Source organism: Sphingobacterium sp. MYb388 (assembly GCF_037479535.1).
In the GTDB taxonomy this organism is placed as follows: Bacteria; Bacteroidota; Bacteroidia; order Sphingobacteriales; family Sphingobacteriaceae; genus Sphingobacterium; species Sphingobacterium anhuiense.
Window position 1 is genome coordinate 404,535 of the sequence record NZ_JBBGYV010000001.1, and the last position, 15,592, is coordinate 420,126.

General features: G+C 36.2%; 12 protein-coding genes. 8 read left to right on the forward strand and 4 right to left on the reverse strand.

All coding sequences use genetic code 11. The annotated features are described in order from the left end of the window. Positions 1-101 precede the first annotated feature (101 nt). On the reverse strand, positions 102-1,307 hold the full coding sequence (locus tag WH188_RS01820) for a pyridoxal phosphate-dependent aminotransferase (protein ID WP_237682694.1): 1,206 nt from the start codon (positions 1,305-1,307) through the stop codon (positions 102-104). A 339-nt stretch (positions 1,308-1,646) separates the two neighbouring features. On the opposite strand from WH188_RS01820, the gene WH188_RS01825 reads away from it, so the two are divergent. The 4 genes from WH188_RS01825 to WH188_RS01840 all read left to right on the forward strand — a co-directional run bounded on the left by WH188_RS01825 (position 1,647) and on the right by WH188_RS01840 (position 5,974). Further along, positions 1,647-2,624, forward strand: a complete 978-nt coding sequence (locus WH188_RS01825) for a cation diffusion facilitator family transporter (protein ID WP_132773763.1) — start codon at positions 1,647-1,649, stop codon at positions 2,622-2,624. A gap of 104 nt (positions 2,625-2,728) precedes the next feature. Further along, positions 2,729-4,519, forward strand: a complete 1,791-nt coding sequence (lepA, locus tag WH188_RS01830; RefSeq protein ID WP_021191530.1) for a translation elongation factor 4 — start codon at positions 2,729-2,731, stop codon at positions 4,517-4,519. A gap of 28 nt (positions 4,520-4,547) precedes the next feature. Further along, positions 4,548-5,435: a bifunctional 5,10-methylenetetrahydrofolate dehydrogenase/5,10-methenyltetrahydrofolate cyclohydrolase gene (locus WH188_RS01835; RefSeq protein WP_132773762.1), complete on the forward strand. Its 888-nt coding sequence runs from the start codon at positions 4,548-4,550 to the stop codon at positions 5,433-5,435. A 50-nt stretch (positions 5,436-5,485) separates the two neighbouring features. Beyond that, positions 5,486-5,974 carry a hypothetical protein gene (locus WH188_RS01840; RefSeq protein ID WP_021191528.1) on the forward strand — a complete coding sequence of 163 codons (489 nt, stop codon included), beginning with the start codon at positions 5,486-5,488 and terminating at the stop codon, positions 5,972-5,974. A gap of 75 nt (positions 5,975-6,049) precedes the next feature. On the opposite strand, the gene hisD is transcribed toward WH188_RS01840, so the two are convergent. Continuing rightward, positions 6,050-7,333, reverse strand: coding sequence for a histidinol dehydrogenase (gene hisD, locus WH188_RS01845; RefSeq protein ID WP_339423178.1), 1,284 nt, complete (start codon positions 7,331-7,333; stop codon positions 6,050-6,052). A 35-nt stretch (positions 7,334-7,368) separates the two neighbouring features. Further along, positions 7,369-8,220: an ATP phosphoribosyltransferase gene (gene hisG, locus WH188_RS01850; protein ID WP_021191526.1), complete on the reverse strand. Its 852-nt coding sequence runs from the start codon at positions 8,218-8,220 to the stop codon at positions 7,369-7,371. A 478-nt stretch (positions 8,221-8,698) separates the two neighbouring features. On the opposite strand from hisG, the gene WH188_RS01855 reads away from it, so the two are divergent. The 3 genes from WH188_RS01855 (at position 8,699) to WH188_RS01865 (ending at position 12,514) form a co-directional block, all read left to right on the forward strand. Then, on the forward strand, positions 8,699-9,988 hold the full coding sequence (locus WH188_RS01855) for a Gfo/Idh/MocA family protein (RefSeq protein ID WP_339423179.1): 1,290 nt from the start codon (positions 8,699-8,701) through the stop codon (positions 9,986-9,988). 2 nt (positions 9,989-9,990) lie between these two features. After that, complete coding sequence (locus tag WH188_RS01860; RefSeq protein WP_315397645.1) at positions 9,991-11,064, forward strand: Gfo/Idh/MocA family oxidoreductase; 1,074 nt, start codon at positions 9,991-9,993, stop codon at positions 11,062-11,064. Positions 11,065-11,263: 199 nt separating this feature from the next. Then, entirely contained in the window at positions 11,264-12,514 is a 1,251-nt protein-coding gene (locus WH188_RS01865; protein WP_339423180.1) for a hypothetical protein, read from the forward strand. Positions 12,515-12,591: 77 nt separating this feature from the next. Here the strand turns inward: WH188_RS01865 and WH188_RS01870 are convergent, their stop codons facing one another. Next, the gene (locus WH188_RS01870) at positions 12,592-13,215 is read right to left on the reverse strand and encodes a 7-carboxy-7-deazaguanine synthase QueE (protein ID WP_021191521.1); all 624 of its coding nucleotides are present in this window, start codon (positions 13,213-13,215) and stop codon (positions 12,592-12,594) included. A 448-nt stretch (positions 13,216-13,663) separates the two neighbouring features. Between WH188_RS01870 and thrS the strand changes: the two genes are divergently transcribed. Beyond that, the gene (gene thrS / locus WH188_RS01875; RefSeq protein ID WP_339423181.1) at positions 13,664-15,589 is read left to right on the forward strand and encodes a threonine--tRNA ligase; all 1,926 of its coding nucleotides are present in this window, start codon (positions 13,664-13,666) and stop codon (positions 15,587-15,589) included. The last annotated feature ends 3 nt before the right edge of the window (positions 15,590-15,592 follow it).

Genomic DNA, 15,592 nt, shown 5'->3' on the forward strand with positions numbered 1-15,592 from the left:
CCTTGCCATGTTACGTAGCAAATTGGGCTAATCTGAGTATATAACAAAAGAAGAGACTATCTTTAAAGACAGCCTCTTCTTTTTATGTGGACTATAAAAGTTTATGCTAATTTGCCTAATGCTTCTTTGATACGTCTTAAAGCTTCTACTAAGCTTTCATCAGATGCAGCATATGACAGACGGATGTATTTGTCATTTCCAAATGAATCACCACCAACTGTTGCGACATGACCTACATTTAATAGGTATAGAGCTAAGTCAGATGAATTGTTGATTACATTTCCATTTTCATCTTTTTTTCCAAAGAAAGAACTGATTTCTGGGAAGAAATAGAAAGCGCCTTCAGGTAAGTTTGTTTTAACTCCTGGAATTGCGGATAATAGATCATAAACCAGTTGACGACGACGAGCAAATGCTTCTTTCATTTTATTTACGGATGCTAATCCTTGTTCATAAGCAACGATTCCTGCACGTTGTGATATCGAACATGTTCCCGATGTCGTTTGTCCTTGTAATTTGTCATTTGCGGCAGCGATCTCTTTATTACAAGCAATATAACCTAATCTCCATCCGGTCATTGCAAATGCTTTGGAGAAACCGTTAATGATAATCACACGGTCTTTAATGCTATCAAATTGAGCGATAGATTCATGTTTGTCTACAAAATTGATATGTTCATAGATTTCATCTGATAAGATAAATACCTGTGGATGTTTTTCAAATACTTTTGCCAAAGCAGCTAACTCATCTTTACTATACACCGTACCTGTAGGGTTATTTGGTGATGAGAACATGAACAATTTAGTTTTAGGCGTGATAGCAGCCTCAAGTTGCTCAGGAGTTATTTTAAAGTTATTATCGATTTCAGTATTGATAAAAACCGATTTTCCTTCAGCTAAAACAACCATTTCTGAATAAGAAACCCAGTATGGGGTGGGTATTACAACTTCATCACCAGGATTAACAAGTGTTAAAATAACATTTGATAAAGACTGTTTTGCACCTGTAGAAACTACGATTTGAGAGATGTCATAATCAAGATTATTTTCAATCTTCAATTTATTCACAATAGCCTGACGTAATTCTGGGTATCCCGGAACTGGCGAGTAACGTGTCCAATTTTCGTCTAAAGCTACCTTAGCAGCTTCTTTAACGTGGTCAGGAGTATTGAAATCTGGTTCGCCAACACTTAAGCTGATAACATTAACGCCTTTTGCGGCTAATTCGCGACCAAGCTTAGTCATTTTAAGCGTAGCCGACTCGGATAAATTGTTTATCCTATCTGATAAATATGATTGTGTGCTCATGGTAAGACAAAGATATTATTTAGAATGCAAATAATACTTTAATTTCTTGAAAAAAGACAAACGATTGCTTCTTTTTTGCTGAAAATATGTAAAATTATTAAGATTTTGATTGCTTTGGAGTAACACTTATTCTAATCTTTCATTTCGTATATTTCCGATGTTACCATCTCAGAAATTTACTATAAATTTTATAATGATAATTCTGCTTAGCATTGATCACCATTTCATTTGTTAGTCCGTATAAACGTAAAAGAGTATGCTAAAAGATTAGTAGTTTCAAACTAAAAAGGAAATCGTAGCGTTATATGACTACCTTTGTCGCGAAAATAAAGTAATATTATGTCTAAGCAAAAAAGATTAGTTCTGCTATCCCTTTTGACAGGGCTGGGATTGATGATCATCAAATTTGTCGCGTATTTCCTTACTGCTTCCAATGCTATTTTCACCGATGCTGCGGAAAGTATTGTCAATGTCATTGCCTCAAGTTTTGCTTTCTATAGTATTTATTTAGCCGCTCAACCTAAAGATAACAATCATCCGTATGGCCATGGAAAAGTTGAATTCTTTTCTGTTTTCTTGGAAGGGGGACTTATTTTTATAGCCGGATCAATCATATTAGTAAAAGGATTTTATAATATCTTTTTCCCATCTACATTATCAAATTTGGAAGAAGGGATCGGTTTAGTTTCTGTTACGGCCCTGATTAATTTTATAATTGGATTCTACATCATGAAAAGAGGGCGAGCATTGGGTTCTCTTACATTGGAAGCCGACGGTAAACATCTACAAGTTGATGCCTATAGTACAATAGGCCTAGTAGTCGGTCTTATTCTTATGAAATTAACAGGCTTAAAGTGGATCGATATTGCTATTTCTTTTGTCTTGGGCACTTTTATTTTATATAATGGGTATAAATTGTTACGTCAGTCAGTGGGTGGACTTATGGATGAGTCAGATGTAGATCTTGTAAAAGAAGTCGTTCAAGTTTTGCAGGAAAACCGTCATACAGATTGGATTGATATACACAATCTGCGTGTCCAACGATATGGCAATGAATTGCATGTAGATTGTCACTTGACACTTCCGAATTATTATTCTTTAATTAAAGTACACGATGAAATCTCGATTTTAGATAAAATAGTTAATACCAAAATGTCTGTTGAAACCGAGTTTTTTATTCACGCAGATCCATGCCTCCCTGAATGTTGCAGCTACTGTCAGGTAAAAGACTGTCCGATAAGATCGCAAGAGTTTACAGTTGAGATTGAATGGCAAGTCGAAAACGTCACAGCAAATCGAAAACATTTTTTATCTTAATCGATAAATCATGAAATTATGTGCATAAATAGGGGAGAGCTTAGCCTAAATGTCTGTCAAAAAAAGTATCTTTGCTTTTTAGAAACGATTTTTAAAAATCCTATATGAAGCACATACGTAATTTCTGTATCATCGCACACATTGATCACGGTAAAAGTACATTAGCCGATCGATTATTGGAGTACACTAACACCATTACACAACGTGAAGCGCAGGCACAATTACTAGATAATATGGATTTGGAACGTGAACGTGGTATTACCATAAAGAGTCACGCGATCCAGATGAACTATATACAAGACGGTCAAGAGTATATTTTAAATTTAATTGATACTCCTGGACACGTCGATTTTTCTTATGAAGTATCACGTTCCATTGCTGCCTGTGAAGGAGCCTTGTTAATTGTAGATGCTTCTCAAGGTATACAAGCACAAACAATCTCGAATCTTTATTTAGCATTAGAACATGATTTAGAGATTATTCCAATTTTAAATAAGATGGATCTTCCTGGTGCTATGCCAGAGGAAGTGAAAGACCAGATCATTGATTTAATTGGTGGTAACCGTGAAGATATTATTCCAGCATCTGGTAAAACAGGTCTTGGTATCCCTGATATCTTAAGAGCCATTGTAGCGCGGGTTCCTGCACCACTAGGTGATCCAACAGCTCCTTTACAGGCTTTGATTTTCGATTCAGTTTATAACTCTTTCCGTGGTATCATGGCCTATTTCAAAGTTGAAAATGGTGAGATCCGTAAAGGTGATAAAGTGAAATTTGTTGCTACAGGAAAGGAATATTCTGCGGATGAGATCGGAACTTTGAAATTAAATCAAGTTGCTAAAGATGTCGTTAGAACAGGTGATGTTGGATACATCATCTCCGGGATTAAGGAAGCACGTGAAGTAAAAGTTGGCGATACGATCACTCATAAGGAAAGACCTTGTGATGGTGCTATTCAAGGATTTGAAGAAGTAAAACCAATGGTTTTTGCCGGAATATATCCTGTTGATACAGAAGATTACGAAGAGTTACGTGAATCTATGCACCGTTTGCAATTGAATGACGCATCTTTAGTGTTTGAACCAGAGTCTTCAGCAGCGCTAGGTTTTGGATTCCGTTGTGGATTCTTAGGAATGCTTCATATGGAGATTATCCAAGAGCGTCTTGAGCGTGAGTTTGATATGACTGTTATCACAACTGTTCCCAACGTATCTTACAAAGCGTATTTAACAAAAGATAATGAAGAAGTTCAGGTTCATAACCCATCCGATTTACCAGATCCGAGTAAATTAGATGCTATTGAGGAACCTTATATTAAAGCAAATATCATTACTAAATCTGATTTCGTAGGACCGATTATGTCTTTATGTATCCAAAAACGTGGTGCAATCATTAATCAGTCATATTTAACTTCAGACCGTGTTGAATTGGTATTTGAGATGCCAATGGGTGAAATTGTATTTGATTTTTATGATAAGTTAAAAACGATTTCCAAGGGCTATGCTTCTTTTGATTATACACAGATAGGTTACCGTCAATCGGATTTGGTCCGTTTGGATATCCGTTTAAATGATGAACCTGTAGATGCATTGTCATCTCTGATTCACAGAAGTAATGCATATGACTTTGGTAAGAAAATTTGTGAAAAATTAAAAGAATTACTACCTCGCCAACAGTTTGAAATTCGTATCCAAGCATCTATTGGAATGAAAATTATTGCCCGTGAGACAATTTCTGCTTTACGTAAAGATGTAACAGCAAAATGTTATGGCGGTGATATTTCTCGTAAGCGTAAGCTTTTGGAAAAGCAGAAAAAAGGTAAAAAACGAATGCGTCAAGTAGGTAACGTTGAAATACCGCAATCGGCATTTATGGCTGTACTGAAATTAGATTAGAAACTTAAAAAATCCTATTCCTATAAAAATGAATTTATTAGACGGTAAACTCGTATCAGCTAAAATCAAAGAAGATATCAAAAAAGATACAGCTGATTTTACAGCGCAAGCTGGACGTAAACCTCATTTAGTGGCTATCCTAGTTGGAAACGACGGAGGTAGTGAAACTTATGTGGCGAGTAAAATGCGTAATTGTGAATTGGTAGGTTTTGAATCTACTAATATTCGTTACGATGTTGATGTGACTGAAGAACAATTGATCGCGAAAATTCAAGAAATAAATGCGGATGCAAATATTGACGGTTTGATCGTGCAGTTACCACTTCCAAAGCATATCGATCCCGATAAAATAACTGAAGCAATAGATTACCGAAAAGATGTAGATGGTTTTCATCCCATCAATTTGGGCAGAATGCAACGAAATCTTCCTTGCTTTATCCCAGCAACACCTTATGGTATTATGTTGATGCTGGATCATTATAAAATTGAAACTGCAGGTAAACATGCAGTGGTGGTAGGTAGAAGTAATATCGTTGGTTCACCAATGAGTATTCTTTTAGCACGAAACTCTAATCCAGGTAACTGCACAGTTACCTTAACACATAGTCGTACAAAAGACCTTAAAACAGAAGTTTTACGTGCGGATATTATTGTTGCTGCAATTGGGAAGAAAAACTTTGTTACTGCAGATATGGTGAAGGATGGCGCAGTTGTAATTGATGTAGGTATTAATAGAGAAGACTCAACAGAAACAAAATCTGGCTTTAAATTATATGGAGATGTAGATTTTGAGCAAGTCGCTCCTAAAGCTTCATGGATAACTCCTGTACCTGGAGGAGTGGGCTTGATGACGATTGTAGGATTACTTAAGAATACACTAGAAGCGGCAAAAGGCACAATTTATCCTAAAGCATAATTGGCATAAATATTGTTTGGTTAAATCTGTTAACCAAAAAAATATACGAAATGAAAAAAGTTGCATTTTTAGCATTATTCGCAGGAGTTTCATTAACTTTTGCGGCTTGTAATAACACGCCAAAAGAAGATAAAAATAGTGATGGAGAAGTCACAGTCGGAGAAAAGTTAGATAATTCTCTTGATAGTTTAGATAAACATGCAGACGTTGCTGCAGCTGATGCGAAAGCTAAATATGAGCAAGCTCAAAAAGATCTAGATGCTGCAATAGCAAAAGGAGATAAGAAAGCTGAAGAAGCTGCACGTAAAACGGTAGATGAGACAAAAACTGCTTGGGAAAAAATTACGGCAGGTACTGCTAAAGTAGCGGGAGATGTTGAAGAAGGCGTTAAGGATGCCGCCCATGCAACTGGTCATGCTATCGATAAAGCTGCTGACGCAACAGCTAAAGCTGGAAAATCTGCAGTTGAAGGTACTAAAGATGCAGCTAAAGCCGTAGGTGACAAAGCCAAAAAAGTTGGTGAAGCATTGAAAAACTAAATCGAAATAAGATTTTAATAAAAAAGCCTTTCAGAATTTCTGAAAGGCTTTTCTTTTGATTTGAAATTTTTAATTTTATTTTCGAATGGTAACAGCATTCTTATGTGCATGAAGTCCCTCTAATTCTGCTAAGATCTCCACAGTAGAACCAATATTAAGTAGTCCTTCCTGACTTATATGTTGGAAAGTAATCTTTTTTACAAATGAATCTACAGATACACCTGAATAGGATCTTGCATAACCTGATGTGGGTAAAGTATGGTTTGTTCCAGAAGCATAATCTCCCGCACTTTCAGGCGTTAAGTGTCCTAAAAAGACAGAACCTGCATTTAAAATAAGACGAACAAGACGTTCCCATTGATCGGTTTCTAGGATCAGATGTTCTGGTGCATAATAATTACTAAACGCCAGTGCCTCATTTAAATCAGTTGCTAACACCGCATAGGAGTTCTCGATTGCTTTGCTTGCTAATTCAAAACGGGGTAAAATAGCAAGTTGCTTTTCTAATTCAAGATTTACAGCTTCAATAATATCTTTGGAAGTTGCTACCAGTACAGCCTGACTGTCCGCACCATGTTCAGCTTGAGCTAATAGATCTGCAGCTACATAAGCAGGGGTGGCAGTTTCATCAGCAATTACTAAAACTTCAGATGGACCAGCAGGCATGTCGATACTTACATTGGCCATACCTTGAACAATGCTTTTTGCTTTTGTCACAAATTGATTGCCAGGTCCAAATATTTTATCAACTTTAGGGATCGTTTCCGATCCAAAAGCCATTGCCGCTATAGCTTGAGCACCACCGACAAGGTAAATGCGTTCGATTTTTAATAATTTGAGACAATAGGCTACGAAACCGTTTATTTTTCCACTTTTTTGGGGAGGAGAACAAACGATGATTTCTTTACATCCCGCAATTCGCGCCGGTACACCTAACATTAATAGTGTACTTGGTAGAACAGCGGAGCCTCCCGGTATATAAAGACCGACTTTTTCAATAGGACGGTTCTCCCGCCAGCATTTTACACCTATCGTGGTCTCTACAACTCGCTCACGCTTTACTTGTGAAGAGTGGAATTTATGAATATTCTGGAACGCAATTTCTAAGGCCCTTTGTTGTTCGCGATTAATCGTTGATGCCAGTGCGTCAATATCGTTAGCATCAAGGTAAAGTTTTTCTAATTCAACTTTGTCAAATTGTTGTGCATAGCTAATCAAAGCTTTATCACCATTTTGACGAACTTCTTGTATAATATCTAAGACAGTATCTTGGATAGCATGCGAAGGATCAGTATTACGCGTTGTTAATTCCTGTAATTCAATGGGATTTAACTGAGCATATTCAAAAGTTTTAAGCATGATGAATTTTATTTTAAGCGCAGTGCGCTTATTAACTACATAATAATTTTTTCGATCGGCATGACCACAATTCCTTGGGCACCTGCAGACTTTAGCTTGTTGATCTTACCCCAGAAATCATCTTCTGAAATAACGGTATGAACGGCAACCCAACCTTCTTCTGCTAAAGGAACAACAGTCGGTGATTTTACACCATGTAAAAGACCTGTTATAGTAGGTAAATTAACTTTCTCAACATTCAGAACAACGTACTTAGTTTCTTTTGCCATTAACACCGACTGGATTCGCTGTAAAAGTTCTGCTAAGATTTCGTTATCCTCCAATCCTGGACGACCGATAAGAATTGCTTCAGACTTACGGACATCGGCAAACTGTTTTAATCCATTATTTTTAAGGGTTCCGCCCGTAGAGACAATATCACATATAGCGTCACTCAACCCTAAGCCAGGTGCAATTTCAACAGATCCTGATATCATCTGAATATCTGCCTCGATGCGGTATTCATCTAAAAATTTCTTTAAAATAACAGGATAAGAAGTTGCAATAGATTTTCCATTAAGATCTCTTAAATCTTTAATATCACTATCTTTTTGAACAGCTAGTTTTAAAGTACATTTTCCAAAACCGAGACGTTGTAGATAATTAACTTCAGATTCAGTTTCATCAATGACATTTTCACCAACTATTCCGAGATCAGCAATTCCTTGCTCTACATATCCTGGAATATCATCATCACGAAGGAAAAGAATTTCAAGAGGGAAATTGGAAACGGTTGTTATTAAAGAACTTTTATAATTTTCGAAGTCGAGACCACAGTTTTTAAGTAATTGAACTGATTTTTCGTTTAATCTACCCGATTTTTGGATAGCAATTTTAAGATTTTTCAAAGCTTTATAATGTTAGCTGTAAATTATTAATAAATAGAAATCAAACACAAGGGAAAAAATGCTTCACGTAGAAACACACTTATTACATATCGCCGCAATGGCGATGATGCATATGAAAGTGATGTCCGTGAGCAAAAATCATGTTTGTATTAATAATGTGTCAAAAATAGTATTTTGTTAATAGAAATCAAATTTAAATAGCTATTAATTGATAAAAATAAAATAGAGATAGCGTAAATATGACATTTCTGCATTGAAATTAAACATTTTTTACCTTACTAAAATATTTAATATGCGATAGAAATTACGTTAGAGTATGCTTCAAGCTTCTTTTTGCGTGATGTTGTTATGATGCACAACATTATTACATTTGGAAGCTATTTATACTTTTTTAGTATAAAATTTAATATTAATTTTAAATTCTCGATGTCTGTAAGAAGAATAGGGACTTGTACAATCGAAAATAATAAGCTAAAATATGAATTTAGAAAATCTAAATCGCCGTTCTTTTCTAAAGAAAACAAATACCGTAGTTCTGGGGACTGCTCTGGCTGCATCAAGCCTTAATTTGTATGCAAACAGTGCTCCAAAGAAAATTAAGATCGGACTTGTAGGCTGTGGCGGTAGGGGGACAGGGGCCGCTTCTCAAGCATTGCGCGCAGATCCAAATGTCGTCATTACCGCTGTTGCAGATATCTTCCAAGATCAAGTAGACCTATGTTTAGATTCATTAAGACAGATATCAAATGATCAAGTAAAGGTCGATAGCAAAAACATCTTTTTAGGATTTTTAGGATTTCAAAAATTGATGAATACCGATGTGGATGTGGTTTTACTTTGTTCTCCACCAAACTTTAGACCAGATCATTTGGAAGAGGCCGTCAAAAAAGGAAAGCACATCTTTTGCGAAAAACCTGTTGCAGTAGATATTCCAAACTTGAAAAGAGTTTTTGAAAGCGTAAAGATTGCTAAAGAAAAGAATCTCTGTTTGGTAAGTGGTTTCTGTTTTCGGTATGCAACACCAAACCGTGAAATCTTTCAAAGGATAAAACAAGGTGATATTGGTGATATACAATCTGTTTCTACTTTTAGATTTGGAGGAGAGTTAAGTCATAAGGAAAGACAGTCCGGTTGGTCAGATTTAGAGTATCAGTTACGTAATTGGTTCTATTTCCAAAGATATTCTGGCGATCTTATTGTCGAGCAAGCTATACATAGTGTTGATATGATGTCTTGGGCATTAGGAGATATTGTTCCTAAGACTATTATTGCAACTGGAGGAAGACAGTCCCGAGAGTTGGATAAATTCGGCAACGTTTATGATCATATGTCTATTGAATTTGATTATGGAAATGGATTAAAGGCCTTTCATTCTTGTCGTCAACAAAATGGAACTGATTCCCGAAATTCAGTGGACGTCATAGGAAAGAACGGTCGTGCAAACTTAAATATTCCTTCAAATTTCGAGATTTATGGTGACAAAGCGTGGAAGTTTACTGGACGGAACAATAATATGTATCAAACCCAGCATGACGAACTTTTCGCAGCCATCCGTGATAAAAAAGCGATTAACGATGGACCACACCTTGCGAATAGTACCCTACTTGCAATTTGGTCTCGAACGGCCGCTTATACGGGGAAAGCGATTACGTATGATCAGATTATGCAATCGACAGAAGTTTTAGGCCCTACTTCATTAGAATATGATTGGAAAATGCAAGCTGATAATCGCGGGATTCCTCAGCCGGGAAAAACACCATTTGTTTAGGTATGGACGTAGGAATTAAGATATTAGTAGTCGGGTGTGGTAACATGGGAGCATCTCATGCCCGCGCCTATCATGACTTACCGGGTTTTGAAATTGTTGGGCTGGTATCCAGGGGAGAAAGTAAAAGTAGATTGAATAAATCTCTTCAGGCAGCTTATCCTGAATTTGATGATTTTGAAGAGGCACTGCTACAAACAAAACCAGATGCAGTCTGTATTTCAACCTATCCCGATACGCATGAAAATTATGCAATCAGATCTTTTGAGGCAGGAGCACATGTTTTTCTTGAAAAACCTTTAGCAGATACGGTATTAGGGGCTCAAAATGTTATCGATGCCGCAATAAAGTATAATAAAAAATTGGTTGTAGGATATATTTTACGATATCACCCTTCATGGAAAAAGTTTATCGCAATTAGCCGTAAGATGGGAACACCTTTGGTCATGCGTATGAATCTCAATCAGCAGAGTCATGGCTATATGTGGGATGTACACCGTAATTTAATGAATAGCTTGAGTCCAATAGTAGATTGTGGCGTTCATTATATTGATGTAATGTGTCAGATGACAGACGCTAAGCCTGTTCAAGTTTCCGCTATCGGAGCACGATTGACAAATGATATACCCGAAACGAATTATAATTATGGACAGCTTCAGTTACATTTTGATGATGGTTCTGTAGGATGGTATGAAGCAGGATGGGGGCCTATGGTTAGTCAAACTGCTTTTTTTGTTAAAGATGTGTTTGGCCCTAAAGGGGCGGTATCTATTGTGCCAAATCATGCTGTCAGAGAAGGGGTTTCAGATTCGGTGGAAGCACACACCAAAACAGAATCAATTCGTGTACATCATGCTGATATTGATGTGAATAATGAATTTTTAAATGCGGATGAATGGATTCATTTAGAAGACGAACCTACACATCAAGATCTTTGTAACAGAGAACAGTTGTTTTTTCAAAAAGCAATTGTAGAGGATTTGGATTTAAAGAAGCAATCGGAAGATGCTTTGAATAGTTTACGTATTGCTTTTGCATGTGACCAAGCTGTGAAAACCAAAAGTATAATAACGTTGTAAAGAACTTTTAATAGAGAAATAATGGTTTTAGGTATGTTATTTTTTAATAAGGCAATTAGCAGAACAGCATATGTAAACCATGGTTCACTATTTTATTTAAAACAATAAAATGTGGAGAAATAAAGTAAATTAATTTTAATTGTGAAAGATAGATCGTTTTGGTCTATCTTTTGTTGTTTAGGAGCTATATTTGTAATGTATGAAAAAATTGGTTCATGTTGTATTTCTTACTATACTGTTATCCCATTCTGCTACAGCTCAGGATAACCTATGGCAGATGAAATTGAGTTTTAAAGGACAGATCGCTGTGGAAGAATTAGAAAAGTCTGTGCCTGAATTTGCGTTAGATTTCTATGAGTCATTTTTAAAAGGAGGAACCACTGCTCAAGAGGTTACGATTTTTACCTCACCTACGAAGATTAAATCAGTTGATAATCTAGGGCACGTTCTGATTGCAGATCGAACTAAAAAACAGGAATATTCATTTACAAAAGGTGATGATCTACTTTCACAGGATGTGCTGTCTTCAGATTATCCCTTATTGAAGAATCCGACTGATCCAAAAGATGCTTATCTTATCTTGGAAAACGGGTCCGAAAAAGAAACCATCAACGGTGTTTCCTGTATAAAAGCATTGTTGAAAGTTGTGGACCCTTATTTAGGTGAAGTTGCAATGACAATTTGGTATGCTCCGGATCTACCGAGTTATTATCTAAGTAGTTTGCCCTTTTTGATTAATGTACCAGGAGCAGTTCTGAAATTAAATGATCAGGTGCATAATTCTTTAGGTTTTGAAGTCTCAGCTTTGACTAAGCTAAGTGACTTAAAGGAATTTGAATTACCTCATGAGGTTAAAATTGTTAAGCTTTCAGAAAATGAAGGTAGTAACTTGGATGATGCAAGTGTTTTTCAAGATGCATTTGAACTTAAAGCACCTTTAAAATGGTTTTCACAGCAGAATGCCGCATATGGTGATGAACATTTGTTTGGGGTTAAAAAAGCGGATGGAACAATTGTGGAGCCTGCAAATTTTTATTCAATCGATGTATTGAATAAACAAAGAGCAATAGTTTCTGATAGTAGTAGTTTGTTTTGGATTATTGATGATGAAGCAAAAAAAATAAATCATGTAGGTTTTGAAGTGCTTTATGCTGTTAATGATGAGAACATGGTGTATGCAATAGAAGATCGATATGGTATCATTAATGCTTCAGGAGTGTCACTTATTGGAGGTTTAAGCAATATCAGCAACTTTGTAGGATCATATTTGCTATTTTCTGAAAACAATAAGCAAGGTTTATTGGATTTTAATGGGAAGATTGTTCTGAAACCTACTTTAGATTTTATTGATACTGATGAGCAAGGTAATATTCTGGTTAAGGATTTGAAGATTAGTTCCGAAGTACAACAATATTCACTTCCAGATTTTCATGAGAAGTACTTGAAATAGAGTTGAAAAAATATTCATTCAAAAATAAAGGCGATCATTGATCGCCTTTATGCTTTATTATTAATCCCAAATTTAGATTAAGGGATGTTCAAATATTTATGTGTCTGAAGTGAGATATTCCATTTAGGATTATCTTTGACATGATCAATGATCAGTGGGGTCATTTCAGGATATTTGGACCATTCAGGTTGCAAATATAATTTACAGTCGTTGTTTACTAATTTAGAATGTTCTTCAGCCCATTCAAAATCACTTTTATTAAAAACAATGACTTTTAATTCACCGGCAGCTTCTAAAACATCTTTTCTTGGAGCTTTAAATTTCTTTGGAGAAAGACAGATCCAATCCCATTCGCCACTTAGTGGATAGGCACCAGATGTCTCTATAAAAGTTTGAATTCCAGCTGCGTGAAGACCTCTTGTTAAGTAATCCAAATTGTAGATTAAAGGTTCTCCTCCAGTGATGACAACTGTCTTTGCAGGATATTTTTTTGCATTTTCAATAATCTGATCAGCAGAAGTAAGCGGGTGTAAAGTGGCATCCCAGCTTTCTTTAACATCACACCAGTGACACCCCACATCACATCCTCCCAATCGAATAAAATATGCAGCTTTTCCTGTGTGAAATCCCTCTCCCTGAATTGTATAGAACTCTTCCATCAACGGAAGTAAAGTGCCGTCTTCTGGAACTTGATGTGACATAGTAATGAATTTAAGATTGCAAAAATAATAAAAAAGATTGTGATATCGGGATTGTTTTCAATTCATTACTTTTAGATTAGATAGTCAAATTACTTGACGATCTTATTTGTCGCAGACAGGATTCTATATATCTCCATGTTTATCATTAACGAATTTTTATCATAAACTGTTAGTTCAGCATTTTTATGATGAATATTCCTATGTTACGTTTGCATTATGTTGTGCTATCTTCCAATTGAAGGGTAGAACTAAAATGTGTCGATCAATGATGGGAGTGCAATAAAGACTTAAAAGTGCAATTATGGATTATTTTCAGTATATTTGATGGATAATAGGTCTAGGAATAGATTTAATTTATTAAGCCTTATTGATAATTAACAATTTAGTATGTTGTGTGTCTGTAAGGTATTGTTTTATAAATAATTACTAAAAATAATCATATTTGTTGATGATTAAAATTACATTACCTGATGGTTCCGTTCGTGAGTACGAAAAAGGAACATCAGCTGCTCAAGTAGCATTGTCAATCTCGGAAGGTTTAGCTAGAAATGTGTTAGCCGCCGAAGTGAATGGAGAGATTTGGGACTCATCTCGTCCTATTGAAGAAGATTCTGCAGTAAAGTTGTTGACCTGGAATGATACAAATGGTAAATCTACCTTTTGGCATTCTTCTGCGCATCTATTAGCAGAGGCATTAGAAGATCTTTACCCAGGTATCAAGTTTGGTATAGGTCCCGCTATTGAGACGGGTTTCTATTATGACGTTGATTTTGGAGATCGTGAATTCTCATCTGATGATTTTAAGCAGATTGAAGATAAGATGCTAGAACTAGCAAAACGTAAAGAAATTTTCGAACGTAAAGCTGTTTCTAAAGCTGATGCTATTGCATATTTTACTGAAAAAGGAGACGAATATAAATTAGATCTGATTAAAGATCTGGAAGATGGAAAGATTACATTCTATACACAGGGAGAATTTACCGATCTATGTCGTGGACCACATATTCCTAATACGGGATTTATCAAAGCGATCAAATTAACAAATGTTGCCGGTGCATACTGGAGAGGTGATGAGTCTCGTAAACAATTGACTCGTATTTATGGGGTAACGTTTCCAAAAGCTTCTGAATTAACAGAATATTTGAAGTTCATTGAAGAAGCAAAAAAGCGTGATCATCGTAAATTAGGTAAGGAATTAGAGTTGTTTGCTTTTTCAGAGAAAGTAGGAGCAGGATTACCATTGTGGTTGCCGAAAGGAGCAGCTTTGCGTCAAAAATTACAAGATTTTTTACAAAGAGCTCAGTTAAAATCAGGTTATGAACCTGTGATGACACCTCATATCGGTAATAAACAATTGTACGTAACTTCTGGGCACTATGATAAATATGGCGAAGATTCATTCCAGCCGATAAGAACTCCAGTTGAAGACGAAGAGTTTTTCTTGAAGCCGATGAACTGTCCACATCACTGTGAGATTTATAAAACAAAGCCACGCTCTTATAAAGATCTTCCTGTACGTTTTGCAGAATTTGGTACGGTTTACCGCTACGAGCAATCTGGAGAATTACATGGTTTGACACGTGTAAGAGGGTTTACACAAGATGATGCACATTTATTCTGTCGCCCAGATCAGGTGAAGGAAGAATTTAAAAAAGTGATTGACTTGGTGTTGTATGTTTTTAAAGCATTAGGTTTTGAAGAGTATACTGCACAGATTTCATTAAGAGATCCAGAAAATCGCACCAAATATATTGGTACCGATGAAAATTGGGCTCTTGCAGAAAGTGCAATTATCGAGGCCGCTGCAGAAAAAGAATTATCGACTGTCGTGGAATATGGCGAGGCAGCTTTCTATGGACCTAAATTGGATTTCATGGTGAAGGATGCTTTGGGACGTAGATGGCAGCTAGGTACTATTCAAGTGGATTATAATTTACCTGAGCGCTTCGAACTTGAGTATACAGGTTCTGATAATGCAAAGCATAGACCAGTGATGATTCATAGAGCACCATTTGGTTCTATGGAGCGTTTTATTGCTGTATTGATCGAACACTGTGCTGGAGAATTTCCATTATGGCTTGCCCCAGAACAATTTATCGTCTTACCAGTGTCAGAAAAATATGAAGAATATGCGAAAAACCTTTTAGAATCGCTAAATAATTCCGATATTCGCGGACTGATAGACTTGCGTGATGAAAAAGTGGGTCGCAAAATCAGAGATGCAGAGGTGAAAAAACTGCCTTATATGTTGATTGTAGGGGAGAAAGAGGCTGAGAGTGGCACGATTTCTGTGCGTAAACATGGTTCAGTAGACATGGGATCCATGACTGCTGACAAATTTAGAGAAGTATTAATTAAAGAAATAACCGTTTAAATA